Consider the following 15,233-nt stretch of genomic DNA (forward strand, 5'->3'; position numbering starts at 1 on the left):
CGAGTTTATCCTGCCCTTTCGCAAAGGCTGCCGCCGCTAGCTCCATGAAGTCCATCGACCGCTACATGGCCCGGCTGATCGCAGTGCCGCTGTTCTCGACCCTCATCATCTCCGCGATGCTGCTGGTGCTCGATCGCATGCTGAAGCTCTTCGATTTCGTCGCCACCGAAGGCGGGCCGGTCGCCGTCGTCTGGAAGATGCTGGCCAATCTCCTGCCGGAATATCTCGGCTTGGGCATTCCGATCGGGCTGATGCTCGGCATCCTGCTCGCCTTCCGCAAGCTCGCCACCACCTCCGAACTCGACGTGCTCCGCGCCGTGGGCATGAGCTATACGCGCCTGTTGCGGGTGCCCTTCATGTACACGATCGGGCTCGCCGCGGTGAACCTGGCGATCGTCGGGTTCGTTCAGCCGGACGCGCGCTACGCCTATGAAAAGCTGCGGTTCGAGCTGCGGACCGGCGCGCTGGGCGCCTCGATCAAGGTGGGCGAGTTCACCCATTTCGGCGACAAGATGACGATCCGCATCGAGCAGAGCCGCGAACAGGGCCGCAAGCTCTCGGGCATCTTCGTGCACATGGTCGACAAGAAGGGCGGCGACTACGCCGTTACCGCGGATCACGGGCAGTTCTTCGCGACCGACAACCCGGACGAGATCGTCTTCCGCCTGACCAACGGCACTTTGGTGCGCAACGAACCCGGCGTCCCGACGCCGCGCGTGCTGACCTTCAGTCTCCACGATCTGCCGATCGCCTTGCCGAAATACGAGAATTTCCGGAATCGGGAGGGCAGGAACGAGCTGACCCTGCCCGAACTCGCTAAGATCGGCGGCAATCAGGCCGCGCCGGAGAAATTGCGCGACACCAGCCGGGCTGCCTTCCATTTCCGCGTGGCCGAAGTGGCGACGATGTTCCTGCTGCCGTTCCTGGCGCTGTCGCTGGGCATACCGCCCAAAAGATCGACCTCCGCGCTGGGCGTGTTCCTGTCGATCGTGATGATCGTCACCTACCACAAGGTGAACGAATATGCCCGGGACATTGGCGGCATGGGCACGGTCGATCCGCTGATCGCGCTATGGGGGCCCTTCATCATCTTCTCGGCCCTGATCTTCTGGATGTATTACACCATCGCCTATGTACCCGGCGGTCAGCCGATCGGCGCGCTCGAGCGGGTCTTCGCCAAGGCCGGCAAGCTGGTCGGTCGCTGGCTTCCCGGCGCCAGGCCCAAGGATCAAGAGGAAGAGGAGGCGGCCACGACATGATCGCGCTGCAGCTTTTCCCTTCGCGCACCGTGTCGCTGTACATGGGCCGGATGTTCCTGGTGCGCACCTTCGCGATCCTTGGGGCGTTGGTGCTGGTTCTCCAGTCGCTCGACCTGCTGAGCGAATCCGGGCGGATCCTCGCGCATGCCGGCAATGGCGATGCGGAGATCTGGCGCTATGTCAGCCTGCGCACGCCGGAGATCATTGCGCGCTTCCTGCCCTTCTCGGTGCTGCTCGGCACGATCATCACCCTGACGACCTTGAACCAGAACAGCGAGATCGTCGCGCTCAAGGCATCGGGCCTGTCGGCGCATCAGGTGCTGGCGCCGCTGATCGTTGCCAGCCTTGGCGTCGCGCTCATCTCCTTCACCTTCAACGACCGGATCGTCGCGCGCGCCACGGGGACGCTCGATCAATGGCAGAAGGCGGAATATGCGCCGGTGCCGATCGATCGCGGCGATCGCTCCAACGTCTGGGTGCGCGACGGCGACGACCTGATCGAGGTCGGCCAGATCCGCGGCCGCGGCAATGCGGCGACGCTGGCCAACATCACGCTCTACGATCGCCAGGGCGGCAACCTGGTCGGCATCATCAGCGCGCCGAGCGGCAAGCGCCACGGCGAGGCATGGCAGATCAGCTCGGCGAGCCGTTTCGACGTGAAGAGCGGCAAGAAGACCCCGCTCGGCACGATCACCGTCGCTGAGGGCGTCCGCCCCGACCAGTTCACCCTGGCGACGGTCGACCCCGATGGCCTGTCGTTCAGCGCGCTGAGTTCCGCGATCTCGGACCTGTCCGACGCCGGCCGGCCGACCAAGGCGCTCGAGGGCTCGCTGTGGCACAAGCTGTCCGGACCGCTCTCGTCAGTGCTGATGCCGCTGCTCGGTGCGGTGGCGGCGTTTGGCCTGGCGCGTTCGGGCAAGCTGTTCCTGCGCGCCGTGATCGGCATGATGCTCGGCTTCACCTATTTCGTGGCCGACAATTTCGCGCTGGCGATGGGCAATCTGGGCGCTTACCCACCCTTCCTTGCCGCCTGGGCGCCGTTCCTGCTGTTCTTCCTGATCGGCGAAGCAGTGCTGGTCCGCACCGAGGAATAGCTCAGACCATGCACTAGATCGGCGCCATGACAGGCGCTCGCCACCACTCAGCTTGCTTCCCCGGCGAAGGCCGGGGCCCAGTAGGGGACCGATCGTGGCGAGGTGCTGTGCGCCGTTCCGACCATTTTTCCAGCCGGGCCTGATACCGGGAAAAGGAGACCCCGCACGAATGCCTGGTCCGATCCAAGCTTCGCCGCTCTCGCCCCGAATCAATCAGCCCGGGCGGCGGCCCATCGTGCTGCGCACCAGTCGATCGACCAGGCCCGGCAGACCCGGATAGCTTGCCTTGTGATAGGGCGATTGCTCTCCCAGCGCGGCGGACAGGCGGCGATGCGCCTCGGCCAGCCCGTGATAGGGCACACCCGGCAGCAGATGGTGGAGCGCATGGTAGCGCAGGCCCACCGGTGCCCACAGCACCGGCAGCAGCGCCGGCGGCGGCACGTTGACGGTGTCGAGATACTGCGCCGTGACCGTCATCGCCTCGCCTTCATTCTCCCACAGATGCGCGACCAGCGTACGCACCTGGTTGAGGATGGCCACGCCCGAGGTGATTCCGAGGAAGATCAGCAGCGCGCGCAACGGGATGACGCCCGTCGCCGTCAGGGTCAGCAGCGCGATCGCCCACACGCTCGTCGCCGCTTCCATCCGGCGCCAATGCGTCTTGAACGCGCCCTCGGGCGGACGGCGGCGGAAGCTTGGGTTGATCGACAGGCTCGAATAGCGCTCGTCAAGCATGGTGCGCATCTTCGGGAACAGCACGGAGATCGGTGCGAGCACAGCGAAGCGCAGCAGCAGCGCGACCGGCGCCAGCAGCGAGGTCACGACGAACAACGGCAGGGTCCACGGCTTCATCAGCGCGAGCGGCAGATATTCGGGATCCTCGACCGTGCCGTAACGCGTGCGCGCATGGTGAAGGTTATGCACGCCCTCATACATGAAGGACGGCACCATCATCGGGATGCCCGCCATCAGGTTCCAGCCGAGGCGGAAACCCGGCAGCGCCGAATGCTTGATATGCGTGATCTCGTGGATGAAGCTGTCGGCACGGTAGAGCGCGAGAATCGCGACGACGCCCGCAGCGATTGCCCAGCCGGTCGACGGCGCCAGGATCGTCGCAGCCAGCGCGGCATAGCCGAGTGCGGCCGAAAGGATCAGGTCAGTCCAGTAGATGGCGGGCTTCGGCGCATTGAGGTCGCGCGTCAGCTCCGCGGCCGTCCGCAGCATGGTCTTGTCGTCGGCAATGCGCTCCGAACTGGTCCGCAGAACCGCGCTCGGGCTCGGCGCCGTGTCGCGCGGATCGAAGGCAAGCGATGTGTTCATGGTTCGCGGCATTGCCCAAAGATAGTGGCTATATGGTGGCAGCAACAGGGTATGCCGTCGTCCCAAAGGCTCGCTGGTGCTTGACAGGAGCACGCTTGACAGCTTGTGCGGCACGCGGGAGTGCGCAGTTCTTACAGAGAGGCTTGTCGTCTTGGCTAACACGCACCCGCTTTCCATCCGACCGATCAGCAGCAAGGCCGATCGCAAGAAATTCGTCGACCTGCCCTTCCGGCTCTACAAGGACGATCCGAACTGGGTGCCGCCGCTGAAGAGCGAGGCGCTGGGGCTGATCACGCCGGAGAAGAATGGCTGGTTCAGCCATGCCGAAGCACAGCTCTTCCTCGCCGAGCGCGGCAGCCAGGTCGTCGGGCGCATCTCCGCCCATATCGACACGCTCGCGCTCACCATGCCGGCTGAGCAGGGTTTCGGCCCGGGCTGCGGCCAGTTCGGCCTGTTCGATGCAGAGGACGCCAACACCGCCCAGGCGCTGATCAACGCGGCCGAGGGCTGGCTGCGCAACAAGGGCATGACCAAGGTGCTCGGCCCGATCAGCATGTCGATCTGGGAAGAGCCCGGCCTGCTGATCCAGGGCTATGATCACGCGCCGACGATCATGATGGGCCATGCCAAGCCCGAATATCGCGGCTGGATCGAAGCGGCGGGCTATAGCCCCGCCAAGACACTCTACACCTATGACCTCGATATCACGCAGGATTTCCCGCCGATCGTGAAGCGGATCATCCAGTCGGGCGAGAAGAATCCGCGCATCCGCATCCGCGAGGTCGACAAGTCGAAGTTCGATGAGGAGGCGGCGATCATCCTCGCGATCCTCAACGATGCCTGGTCGGACAATTGGGGCTTCGTCCCCCTCACCCCGCCCGAGATCGCCGATGTCGGCGTCAAGCTGAAGCCGATCGTGTTCAACGACCTGATCCGCATCGCGGAGCTGGACGGCCGGCCCGTCGCGTTCATGATCACGCTCCCCGATCTCAACGAGGCGATCAAGCCGCTGAACGGCAGCCTGCTGCCCTTTGGCTGGGCCAAGCTGCTGCTGTGGCTGCGCAAGCCGCAGGTGCGCACCATGCGCGTGCCGCTGATGGGCGTGCTGAAGGAGCTGCAATCCTCCCGCATGGCGAGCCAGCTCGCCTTCATGATGATCGAATATATCCGCCGCGCGGCCCTGACGAATTACGGCGCGACGCGCGGCGAGATCGGCTGGGTGCTCGACGACAATCAAGGCATGAACGCCATCGCCGAGACCATCAACAGCCGGGTCAACAAGACCTACGAGATCTATCAGAAGACGCTGTGAGCGCGGTCCGGCACGCCGCCGAACCGCTCCCTCATTTCGGGCTCAGATCGACTCCCTGCGCGCGCCATTCGTTCAGCGTCATGCAGGTCTTCTTCGTCATGTGCGAGCCGGGCGCCGTCTCGGCAATGCAGTATCTTTTCTCCTTCGCCGGTTTCACGGGGCTCACCGCCGCTACGGGCGGCGCTCCGGCAGCGGGATCGGCAGCAACCGGCGAGCTGATCGCCGCGGCGGCCGCACTTGCGAGGCTGAACAACAGGGACATGATCCATCTCCGCTAAAGCGGAGCGCATGGTGACGGTCCGCCAAGCGTGTTACTGCCTTAAATGTGTCAGACAGTGGAGCGCTTCGGTCTCAGTGGATTGCTGCAATCCACGAGCGTCCATACGCACTACGAGCGCGCCTATAGACGGCGCGAAATGCCGATATAGAGTTCCGCGTCGGGTGCGTCGCGATTCAGCCCGGCGACGGCACCCACATCGAATTGCCAGTCGTCGTGCGGCATCCATCCGAGCGACATCGACGACAGGGCCTGGGTCGACCGCCCGGTCGGATCGTCGTCCCAAGCTTCCTGGAATTCGATCGTCCCGCTCACCGAGTCGCTGATCGCCAGGCCAAGCCCGATCGTGCCGCTGGCGGCGAGATGCCGTCCCCGCCCGTCCTGATCCACAGCTGCATCGGCTTCGGGCGAGAATTGCAGGCTGAGCTTATGCCCAAGGTCGAAGCTGACTGGAATTACGACCCCCGCGCCCCAATCCCCTGCCCCCACCGGCGTCCGCCCGACCGGGAGCGTGACGAAGGGCTGCACCGCGGCGGAGAAGCCGCTGCCGTCCGGGTGGTGGAGATTGACCTTCAGACCAAGCAGCGCGTCACCCGCACGATCGGCGGTGTCGACGCCGCCGGTAGCCTTGTCGCGTGTCCGCACATGGCCGAACGCCGTCCAGCCGAGCTGCGCTTCAACCGTATCGGTCAGCCCGATCCGCATCAGCGTGTCACCGATGAGGATCGTGTCCTCCCGCTGGTTCGGACTATCGTCGCGAGTCCAGTCGGCCAGCCCCATCTCGACCGAGACGCGCCCCGGCGCGATGGTGCACGCCGGCGTGCCAAGCCCGGGGCGCGCCGGGCAATAATCCCGATCCTCGGCAAATGCAGCGGTCGGCAGCAACAGGAGCGCGACCACAAGCCGCTTCATGCGAGGCGTACCGGCGAGGGATCACCGAGTTCCGCGCGCAGCGTCCGCTCCGCCGTGTTACGGGCAAGATAATAGGCCTGGTCGACGTTGCCCCGGTCGAGTCCCTCCCCCACGAGTATATCGAGGATATGGGTATCATCGCCCTCTGCGATCCGGCCGATCAGCGAGGCGGGCTCGCGGCTCAGCGCCTCGGCGAGCAGGCGCATCGTCCTGGCGCGGGCACGGAAAGCAAAATCGTCGAGCCGGGCTGTTTCGAACTCGCCCTTGCGGTGGAGCATCTTCTGGAGGTCGAAGGTCATGCGACCTAGCGCAGCCGAACCCATGCCGGGGCGTGGTCGCTTGCTTTCTCCCGCCCCCGATATTCCTTGTCGACACCGGCATCCGCCAGCCGATCGGCGGCGAGCGGGCTGAGCAACAGATGATCGATCCGGAACCCGGCATCGCGCTGCCAGCCGCCTGCCTGATAGTCCCAGAAGGTCCAGACCCCACCCTTGGGATGCCGCGTGCGCAGCGCGTCGGTCCAGCCCTGGGCGACCAAAGCGCGATAGCCCGACCGGCTTTCCGGCTGCATCAGCGCATCATTCTGCATCGCGCGGACGGAGAAAGTGTCGTCGTCATTGGGAATAACGTTGTAGTCACCCGCGAGCACCACCGGCTTTTCCTCGGCGAGCAGCGCGCGGGCGCGATCCGACAGACGCTCGATCCATTTGAGCTTGTAGTCGAATTTCGGGCCCGGCTGGGGATTGCCGTTGGGCAGGTAGATCGAGGCGATCACCACGCCGGCGACCTCGGCCTCCAGGTAACGGCTATGCTCGTCGTCCGGATCTCCGGCGAGCCCGCGGTGCCGCTCGACCGGATCGCTGCCCTTGGCCAGCATCGCGACGCCGTTGAAACCCTTCTGCCCGTGCCACACCGCGCCATAGCCGGCCGCCCGGATGTCCGCCTCAGGAAAGGTCTCGTCGCTCGATTTCAGTTCCTGCAGGCACACCACATCGGGTGCCTGCTCGGCGAGATATTCCAGCAGGCGCGGCAGGCGCGCCTTGATGCCGTTGACGTTGTAGGTGACGATTCGCAAGGGATCAGACCGAGAAGCTGGAGCCGCAGCCGCAACCCGACGCCGCATTGGGGTTGGTCACCTTGAACGCGGCGCCGCCCAGATCCTCGACATAATCGACCGCCGAGCCGCGCACGAGATCGAGGCTGATCGAATCGACGACCAGCTTCACGCCGCGATTCTCGGCCACCGCATCATCCGCGTCGACCGAATCGGCGAACCCGAACTTGTACTGGAAGCCCGAACAGCCGCCACCATCGACCGAGAGGCGAAGGATGGCGGGTTTGCCCTGCTTCTCCGCAATCGCCGCGACGCGTGCGGCAGCGGAATCAGTGAGCGCGATCTCTGGAGCTGTGACGGTTGCCATGAATGGCAGATAGGCGTTCCCGGGATCATCGGCAACCGATGCCCGGGCACCCGGACAGATCAGTCGGCTGCGGCCGGGCCGCCCACCGAAACCTGGGTCGTCTTCAGCGCACGATCCTGCACCGCGAGCAGATAGTCGGCGGTCTGCAGGAACGGGATCGGGTTCACGGCATGGCCGTCGATGCGCACCTCATAGTGGAGGTGCGGGCCGGTCGAACGGCCGGTCGAGCCCATCAGCGCGATCAGCTGGCCGCGGTGCACGCGAGTGAAGGGCGCGACAAGGATCTTGGAGAGATGGCCGTAACGGGTCTGGATGCCCTTGCCATGGTTGATCTCGACCATGTTGCCATAACCGCCCGAACGCTCGGCGCGATCAATGATGCCGTCGGCGGTCGCATAGATCGGGGTGCCGACCGGGCCGGGAATGTCCACGCCCGCATGCATCGCGGCGGTACCGCGGAACGGATCGGCGCGGACGCCGTAATTGCTGGTGAAGGCAAGACGCTCGACCGGCTGGGCCGAAGGGATCGCGATCACGCCCTGCTCGAGCGAGTCGAGCTTCTTCCAGGTCATGAACAGCGAGCGGAACTGCATGTCGGCGCGCAGATCGGCCTCGGCCTCGACGCTGTCGGCGGCTTCGAACGGCCCGCCCATCGCCGGCATCCGCGGCGCGAAACGCTCCGGTGCGATGCCGAGCTTGCGGACATGCGCCACGGTCATGGCGTAACGCTGCTCGGCGGCCTGGCGTGCCTTGACCGCCATGGCAACCTGACGCTGCTCGACCTTCTTGAGCGGCGCAAGCACGTCGGCGGCAAGCTGGTCGGCATGGGTGGAAATGGTCGGCGCGGCCAAAGCGAGCGCACGGGGATCGCCCTTGCCGGTGATGACGGCGGAGATCAGCGCCTGGCGCTGCTCGACGCGAACGGCATGGGCCTTGGCGGCTTGCTTGATGGTTTCGACATCGGCCTGCATCGCGGCGACCTTCGCCTGCATCTGCGCGACCTTGGCTTCGGGCGAGAGCGGGGCATCAACGATGCCGCTCATCGCGACGGCGCCAACGGCTGCTTGGGCGACGCCATAGGCGGAAAAGCACAGGGTAATCCCGGCAACACCGGCCATCAGCGCCTGGGTGCGCCCCCCGACGCTGAAGCGACGCAGGTCACGACCGTCGTGAAAAATGAAGTCCCGGGTGGTGAAATGCGTCTTCAGTCGCGACACAAATTGCGCGCTCGACGCGATGGAAATTTTGCTCATCTATCCCCGGCGACCATTTGAATGCGATTGCCGGAAATCCAGCGCCCGCCCCTAATCGTCCTGGTCGCAGCCCCTCCGCGTCCTGAACGTGTCGCAATTGACCTAGTTTTTCATACAGGGGCAAGCGCGCCGTAATATTCTAGCGTCAGACCGGCTGAGTTGCGCGCCGAGTCGTTGAACGGCGGCTTAATCATCCCCCGAAAATATCGCGCGACCAGAGAGCGCCAGTGTGATTCGGGTGCGAATCCCTTGGCGGAACAGCCGAATTCGAACCAGATCGTGCCCGCGCGAACATGCCGGATTTCATCGGTCAGGATACGTTGCAGGATGCGCGCGCTTGGCTCGTCGCGCGCTGATCGGAAGCGCAGGATCGTCTCCGGCGTCACGTCCAGTCCGCGCGCCTCGAGCACCATCGGCACGACCGCGAGACGGGCAAGCGAGTCCTGTGCGGTCGCTGTCGCCGATTCCCACAAGCCGTCATGCGCCGGCATCGCGCCATAGTGGCTGCCGAGCGCGCGCAGCCGCCGGTCGAGCAGGGCGAAGTGCATTGCCTCGTCGGCGCCGACCGACATCCAGTCGTCCGTGAAGCCCCGCGGGAATTCGGCACCGAACCGCCCGACCATATCGAACGCGAGGTCGATGGCGACGAATTCGATATGCGCCAGCGCGTGGAGCAGCGCGATCCGGCCCCGCTCCGACCCACCCTTGCCGCGCCGCGGCATCTCGCTCGGTGCCAGCAATTCGGGATGCGTGGGCCGCGCCGGGCGATCGGGCATGGCGACGTCGAACGCATGCTCGTGGCGTCCCTGACGCCACGCCCGCGCCGCCGCCCGGGCGGCACGAACTTTCGCTGCGGGATCGGCCGTCTCCAGCACCTCCCGCACCGCCTGCGCGATGGTCATCGTGACGATCAGCGCAGTTCCTTCAGCGCCTCGAGCACGTCGATCACATGCCCCGGCACGCGTACCCGCCGCCAGATCCGCACCAGCACACCCTTGCCGTCGAACAGAAAGGTCGATCGGTCGATGCCCATATAGGTTTTGCCGTAGAGTTTCTTCTCCACCCAGATGCCGAACGCCTCGATCGCCTGGTTCTGATCGTCGGTCGCGAGCGGCACGGTCAGGTCGTATTTGTCGATGAACTTCTGATGCTTGATCGGCGTGTCGCGCGATACGCCGAGCACCTCGACCCCCAGCGCCTGGAATTCGGGGTAGTGTCCGCTGAAATCCTGCGCCTCGCGGGTGCAGCCCGACGTGTCGTCCTTGGGATAGAAATACAGGACGAGAGGCTTGCCGAGATAGTCGCGCAGGTTGATCTTGCCGCCGCTGGGCGTGGTCAGATCCACATTCGGAAGCTTGCTGCCTTCTTCGATCACCGCCGCCATCACCCGTCTCCAGTCAGTTCTTCCGGCCTCGAGCCACCGCGGCCCAGAAATCGGAGACCTCCTGCCGCGTCGTTGCGAAGCACGCAACCACTGCCTCCCAGTCGGCGACGTCGAGCGCGCGCGCGATCAGGTTGCGGGTGGCCTGGGCCGGCGGCTGCGCATCGGGTGCCACCAGCCGCAAGGTGACCAGTAGCCGGGTCAGGAAATCGTGCGCCGCGGCGATCGTCGGCGGCACCAGCCCGGCCTCGACCAGCTCGCGGATCGCCACGGCGAGATGCGGGTCGAGACCGGCATGCGTGGTGAGTTGCACCACATGCACCGCAAACTCCAGGTCGACTAGGCCGCCCGGTGACAGCTTGGCGTCGAGCGGCCCGGCCGGCGGCTTGTGCGCGGCCATTTCGGCTCGCATGCCGATCGCATCGGCGACCACGTCGCGATCCGGACGATCCCCGCGCAGCACGGCATCGATCACTGCCTGGGTCGCGCTCCGCGCCTTTTCCGACCCGAACACCGGGCGGGCCCGGGTCAGCGCCATATGCTCCCAGGTCCAGGCATCCTCGCGCTGATAACGGGCGAAGCCATCGAGCGAGACGACCAGCGGCCCTTGCGTGCCCGAGGGTCTCAGCCGCGTGTCGATGTCGTAGAGCGGGCCGGTGGCGGTGGGCGCAGACAGTGCACCGCTCACACGCTGTGCAAGCCTATTATAATAAAGCACCGCACCCAAAGGCTTTTCACCGTCGGATTCGGCCATATAGTCGCCGGTGAAAAGGTAGATCAGATCGAGGTCCGATGCGTGGGTCAGCGCCCCGCCGCCCATCCGGCCAAGCGCCAGGATGACCAGTTCGCTGTCCGGCACCACGCCGTGCTTCAGGGTGAATTCTGCCACCGTCGCCTCGGCAAGCGTGACGATCGCCGCCTCAGCCACCCGCGCATAACCGGCCGACACTTCGAGCGGGTCGCCGACCCCGGCGACGATCTGCGTGCCGAGCGCAAATCGCTTCTCGCCGACTACGCGGCGGACATGATCGAGTTGCGCCTGATAATCGCCGGCCTCCCCACGCATCTCGTCCGCGAGCGCGTCGACCGATCCCACCGGATCAAGCGCGCTGGCATCGATCAGGCCGTCGAACAGTTCGGGCCGCCTGCCCAGCGCCTCGGCCAGCGTTGGCGTATGACTCAGGATCGCGCCGAGCAGCCGCGCCAGCGCTGGCCGCGCCTCGAGCAGGCGGAAGAAATTGATCGCACTCGACAGCTTCGCCAGCATGACGTCGAGCCGGACGATCGCTCCTTGTGGATCGGGCGCCCTGGCCAGCGCCTCGATCAGTCCGGGCAGCACCGCTTCAAGCGCCGCGCGCGCAGCGGGGCTGCGCAGCGCCGGATAGGTGCCCCCGCGCCATTGCTCGATCCGCCGTGCCGCCGCGGGTGCGTCGGCGAACCCGGCAGCGGCAAGTTGCTCCTCCAGATGCTCGCCATCCTGCGACAGCGCGCCCTCGTCGTCCGGGTCGAGCGCGTCATAGGTCCGCGCGGTCGCCTCGACATGAGGCCGGAGCAGATCGAGTAGTACCTCTCCATCGGCGACGCCATGAAGCCGCGCCAGCCCGTCGAGCGCCGGCCCGGTCGGAAGGTGATGCGCCTGGCGGTCGTCGACCATCTGCACCCGGTGCTCGATCGTGCGGAACAGGGTATAGGCCGCCGTCATGGCTGCTGCCTCCCCTGCGGCGATCCAGCCCGCCTCCGCGAGCCGCGCGAGCGCATCGCGCGTCGCCGGCGCCCGCACCGACGCATCGCGCCCGCCATGGATAAGTTGATGAATCTGGGCGAAGAATTCGATCTCCCGAATACCACCCCGCCCGCGCTTCAGGTCAAAACCCGGGCCGAACACCTGCCCCTGCGCATGATGGTCCCGTATCCGACGTGAGATGCCCCGTATCTCGCCGATCGCCCCGAAATCGAGCGCGCGGCGCCAGATGAACGGCCGGATCGTCTCGAGGAAGCGCGCGCCGAGCGTCAGGTCCCCGGCGGCCGCCCTGCCCCGAATAAACGCGGCGCGCTCCCACGGCAGCGCGAGCGATTCATAATAGGAGATCGCGGCATCCACCGGCAGGACGATCGGGGTCACCTCGGGCGATGGACGCAGCCTCAGGTCGACACGCAGCACATAACCGTCGCCGTCGCGGGCCTGCAGTATCTCGACCACCCGCCGGCCGATCCGCACCGCCGCCTCGTCCGGCTCCTCGCGCGGGCGACATGGCAGAGTCTCGGGATCGAAGATCAGGATCGGGTCGATATCCGACGAGTAATTGAGCTCATGGCTGCCCTGCTTGCCGAGCGCGATGGCCGCGAATCCCATGGGGGCTGCCCCCGGCGTCCGTTCGGCGATCGCCGCCGTGATCGCCGTATCGAGCGCCCGGTCGGCGAAACCGGAAAGGGCGGCCGTGACCGCGGTAAGGTCGCACGCGCCCGCCAGGTCGCCGATAGCGACGAGCAGCGCCAATCGTCGTCGCTCAAGTCGCAACCGGCGCATTACCGGCATTGCGGGATCGTCGATCGGCACCGCCGCAAGTGACGGCAAAATTCCCTGATCGAGGTCGGCGGAAAGCGCCGGTTCGCGATCGAGCAGCAAGGTCAAAAAGGGCGATTCCGCCCCTGCGCGGCGAACCGCGTCTTTAATCAATTCTTCAGGATACGTGTCAGTCATGCAACAACTACGTATAATCCCGTTAATTAACTTGGATTTGCGAGCAACGAATTCGGTTGCTCGTTCGTTCTAGGTTCATGTCGATCAAGATGACACCTTCCGCGAGAGACGCTGTATCCGAAGGATATATCGTGGCTGCGCCGAAGACGAGCGACATGATCAGCGGGGCCTTGCGTGCCGCCTTTGGCCGTCAGGACCCACAGGCGGACGATTTCTCCGCGCTGCTTCGCCAGATCGACCTCGCCGACCGGAACATGCAGCGCCGCTAAGGATCGTACGGAACCCGCAGCGTCAGTCGCCGCGGTCCCGGCTCAGATCCTCGACTTCGCCCATGATCGAATCGAGCGCGGTCATGCCCGGCTCATTGCTGTGGCTGCGGCGCGACGGAAGCGAATTGTCGTTCATGATCGTCTCGAGCGCGACGCGGCCCCGCGCGACACGGCTCTTGATCGTGCCGACCGCGACGCCGCAGATCTCGGCCGCTTCCTCATAGGCGAAGCCGCCCGCGCCGACGAGGATCAGCGCCTCGCGCTGGGGCTGGGGCAGATGAAGCAACGCGCGCTGCATGTCGCCAAGTTCGACGTGGCGGTCCTGGCTCGCGGGGGCCGCGAGGATGCGATCGGCGACCAGATCGTCCCATTCCCCCTTGAAGCGCGCGCGGCGCATCTGGGAGAGATAGAGGTTGCGCAGGATGATGAACGTCCAGGCGCGCATATTGGTGCCGGCCTGGAATCGAAGCCGCGCCGCCCAGGCCTTCATCAGCGTTTCCTGAACGAGATCGTCAGCGAGATCGCGGTTGCCCGACAGCGAACGCCCGAAGGCGCGCAGATGCGGGATTACCTGAGCAAGCTGCGCCTTGAACTCGGAATCGGACAGAGCAACGTGCTCGACCGGCTCTGGCGCCATATCGTCATCGTCGTCGGTCTCGAAAGCGTCGGTCATGAACATCCGTTTCGTGGTCCGGAAAGCGAACATGGGGGCGGACCTTGTTCAAGTCCACCACGCCACGCGGTTTCGGTCATGTGAGAGATTAGCGGAGCAACAGGAACGCGAAGATCACGATCACGAGCACCAGGGAGATGCCCAATATGTACCGGGTCATATGCGGGGTCGCGCCTGCCCGGGCCTCTTCACCGCTGAGGTGAGTCTGTTCTTCTGGATTTGCCATATCCCTATAACCCCCGAGCATTGTTTTGGGTCCGTACCAGATGGAACTCCAATGCCGGGGGTCAGGGAAAAGTTCCCGTCAGAGGGCGGGAACTGTCGCCGAATCGAAGAACAATGCCTGGCTGATCGCTGCCTTCACGGTCGAACGCTGGAACGGCTTGGTGATCAGGAAGGTCGGCTCGGGACGCTCGCCGGTCAGCAGGCGTTCCGGGAAAGCAGTGATGAAGATCACCGGCACATTGAACTCCGCCAGGATATCCTTGACCGCGTCGATGCCGGAACTGTCGTCGGCCAGCTGGATGTCCGCCAGCACCAGGCCGGGACGGTCCTCCATGGCCAGAGCGACCGCTTCATCGCGCGTCACGGCCACGCCGGTGACGTCGTGGCCAAGATCGCGCACGATCGTCTCGATATCCATCGCGATGATCGGCTCGTCTTCGATGATCAGCACACGGGCACGCGTCTGCTTCTCGATTTCGGCCAGCGCCTCGTTGACCAGCGAATCGACTTCGCTCGTCTCGACCTCGATCAGATAGGCCGCGTCCTCGGGCGTGAAGCCTTCCATCGCAGTGAGCAGCAGCGCCTGGCGCGACAGTGGCGTCATCTTCGCGAGCCGGGCCCGCGCAATCGATTCCTGGCTGCTCCCGGCATCGGCGCCCGTATTCTCCGGCGTCTCGTCATAATTGGTCGAGCTCCAGATCGCCTGGAACGTCCGATAGAGGCCAAGACGCGGATCGACGTCGCGCGGGAATTCCGCAGGGGCCGCGACGATCGCCTCGAGCGTCGCGCGCACATAGCGGTCGCCATGCTGCTGGCTGCCGGTCAGCGCCCGGCCATAGCGGCGGAGGAAAGGAAGGTGGGGGGCAAGCTGCTGTCCAAGCGACATGGCTGACGGGGTCTCCTCCAAGAAAAACGCCAAGGTCTAACGAGGGTCCTTGTGGAAGCGGCCCCCCGCCTTTGCAACGCGTTTCGCGACCCGAGCGTGAGTGCCGGGCTTTTTCGCATCGGACATGGAACAATCGAGGCGATCTTTGGTTTCATGCTTTCGTCGCGGATTGTATGCGCGATGCTCCCGGCCGTTTTCCTCGGTCGGGTTTCTCGATATGCCCGGCTTACACACCGGATGCTCAAGGGGG

The 15,233-nt window shown here is 65.3% G+C and carries 17 protein-coding genes; 4 read left to right on the forward strand and 13 right to left on the reverse strand.

Translation table 11 applies throughout. From position 1 onward, the window contains the following. Window positions 1-44 precede the first annotated feature (44 nt). Together lptF and lptG are read left to right on the forward strand one after the other, a co-directional pair. Window positions 45-1,259 carry an LPS export ABC transporter permease LptF gene (gene lptF, locus WC729_RS00280; RefSeq protein ID WP_372848345.1) on the forward strand — a complete coding sequence of 405 codons (1,215 nt, stop codon included), beginning with the start codon at window positions 45-47 and terminating at the stop codon, window positions 1,257-1,259. After that, window positions 1,256-2,353 (forward strand): LPS export ABC transporter permease LptG, encoded by a 1,098-nt coding sequence (gene lptG, locus WC729_RS00285; protein WP_372848347.1) that lies wholly within the window; start codon window positions 1,256-1,258, stop codon window positions 2,351-2,353. Before lptF ends, lptG begins: the two co-directional genes overlap by 4 nt. A 213-nt stretch (window positions 2,354-2,566) precedes the next feature. Here lptG and WC729_RS00290 read toward each other — a convergent pair whose 3' ends face one another. Next, the gene (locus tag WC729_RS00290) at window positions 2,567-3,673 is read right to left on the reverse strand and encodes a fatty acid desaturase (RefSeq protein ID WP_372848349.1); all 1,107 of its coding nucleotides are present in this window, start codon (window positions 3,671-3,673) and stop codon (window positions 2,567-2,569) included. 151 nt (window positions 3,674-3,824) lie between these two features. Here WC729_RS00290 and WC729_RS00295 point away from each other — a divergent pair, with 151 nt between their 5' ends. Next, complete coding sequence (locus tag WC729_RS00295; RefSeq protein WP_372848351.1) at window positions 3,825-4,985, forward strand: N-acetyltransferase; 1,161 nt, start codon at window positions 3,825-3,827, stop codon at window positions 4,983-4,985. A gap of 31 nt (window positions 4,986-5,016) precedes the next feature. Here WC729_RS00295 and WC729_RS00300 read toward each other — a convergent pair whose 3' ends face one another. The 9 genes from WC729_RS00300 to WC729_RS00340 all read right to left on the reverse strand — a co-directional run bounded on the left by WC729_RS00300 (window position 5,017) and on the right by WC729_RS00340 (window position 12,930). Continuing rightward, window positions 5,017-5,247, reverse strand: a complete 231-nt coding sequence (locus WC729_RS00300; RefSeq protein ID WP_372848353.1) for a hypothetical protein — start codon at window positions 5,245-5,247, stop codon at window positions 5,017-5,019. 138 nt (window positions 5,248-5,385) lie between these two features. Further along, the gene (locus WC729_RS00305) at window positions 5,386-6,174 is read right to left on the reverse strand and encodes a transporter (protein ID WP_372848355.1); all 789 of its coding nucleotides are present in this window, start codon (window positions 6,172-6,174) and stop codon (window positions 5,386-5,388) included. Continuing rightward, on the reverse strand, window positions 6,171-6,473 hold the full coding sequence (locus tag WC729_RS00310; protein WP_372848356.1) for a hypothetical protein: 303 nt from the start codon (window positions 6,471-6,473) through the stop codon (window positions 6,171-6,173). Before WC729_RS00310 ends, WC729_RS00305 begins: the two co-directional genes overlap by 4 nt. A 5-nt stretch (window positions 6,474-6,478) precedes the next feature. After that, window positions 6,479-7,249, reverse strand: a complete 771-nt coding sequence (xth, locus tag WC729_RS00315; protein ID WP_372848358.1) for an exodeoxyribonuclease III — start codon at window positions 7,247-7,249, stop codon at window positions 6,479-6,481. 4 nt (window positions 7,250-7,253) lie between these two features. Then, window positions 7,254-7,595, reverse strand: coding sequence for an iron-sulfur cluster insertion protein ErpA (gene erpA, locus WC729_RS00320; RefSeq protein ID WP_372848360.1), 342 nt, complete (start codon window positions 7,593-7,595; stop codon window positions 7,254-7,256). A gap of 59 nt (window positions 7,596-7,654) precedes the next feature. Continuing rightward, on the reverse strand, window positions 7,655-8,848 hold the full coding sequence (locus WC729_RS00325; protein ID WP_372848362.1) for a M23 family metallopeptidase: 1,194 nt from the start codon (window positions 8,846-8,848) through the stop codon (window positions 7,655-7,657). A gap of 110 nt (window positions 8,849-8,958) precedes the next feature. Next, complete coding sequence (locus WC729_RS00330; protein ID WP_372848364.1) at window positions 8,959-9,750, reverse strand: ferritin-like domain-containing protein; 792 nt, start codon at window positions 9,748-9,750, stop codon at window positions 8,959-8,961. An 8-nt stretch (window positions 9,751-9,758) separates the two neighbouring features. Further along, entirely contained in the window at window positions 9,759-10,232 is a 474-nt protein-coding gene (locus WC729_RS00335) for a peroxiredoxin (protein ID WP_372848366.1), read from the reverse strand. Between the two features lie 13 nt (window positions 10,233-10,245). Further along, window positions 10,246-12,930 carry a bifunctional [glutamine synthetase] adenylyltransferase/[glutamine synthetase]-adenylyl-L-tyrosine phosphorylase gene (locus WC729_RS00340; RefSeq protein WP_372848368.1) on the reverse strand — a complete coding sequence of 895 codons (2,685 nt, stop codon included), beginning with the start codon at window positions 12,928-12,930 and terminating at the stop codon, window positions 10,246-10,248. Between the two features lie 131 nt (window positions 12,931-13,061). Between WC729_RS00340 and WC729_RS00345 the strand changes: the two genes are divergently transcribed. Beyond that, window positions 13,062-13,199, forward strand: coding sequence for a hypothetical protein (locus tag WC729_RS00345; RefSeq protein WP_372848370.1), 138 nt, complete (start codon window positions 13,062-13,064; stop codon window positions 13,197-13,199). Between the two features lie 22 nt (window positions 13,200-13,221). On the opposite strand, the gene WC729_RS00350 is transcribed toward WC729_RS00345, so the two are convergent. The 3 genes from WC729_RS00350 to WC729_RS00360 form a co-directional block, all read right to left on the reverse strand. Beyond that, a complete protein-coding gene (locus WC729_RS00350; RefSeq protein WP_372848372.1) occupies window positions 13,222-13,872 on the reverse strand; it encodes a sigma-70 family RNA polymerase sigma factor in 651 nt (216 codons plus the stop codon). Between the two features lie 88 nt (window positions 13,873-13,960). After that, on the reverse strand, window positions 13,961-14,098 hold the full coding sequence (locus WC729_RS00355) for a hypothetical protein (RefSeq protein WP_372848374.1): 138 nt from the start codon (window positions 14,096-14,098) through the stop codon (window positions 13,961-13,963). A gap of 78 nt (window positions 14,099-14,176) precedes the next feature. Continuing rightward, window positions 14,177-14,983 (reverse strand): response regulator, encoded by an 807-nt coding sequence (locus WC729_RS00360; RefSeq protein ID WP_372848376.1) that lies wholly within the window; start codon window positions 14,981-14,983, stop codon window positions 14,177-14,179. Between the last annotated feature and the right edge of the window lie 250 nt (window positions 14,984-15,233).

The sequence above is a fragment of the Sphingomonas sp. genome (assembly GCF_041661825.1).
Lineage (GTDB): Bacteria > Pseudomonadota > Alphaproteobacteria > Sphingomonadales > Sphingomonadaceae > Sphingomonas.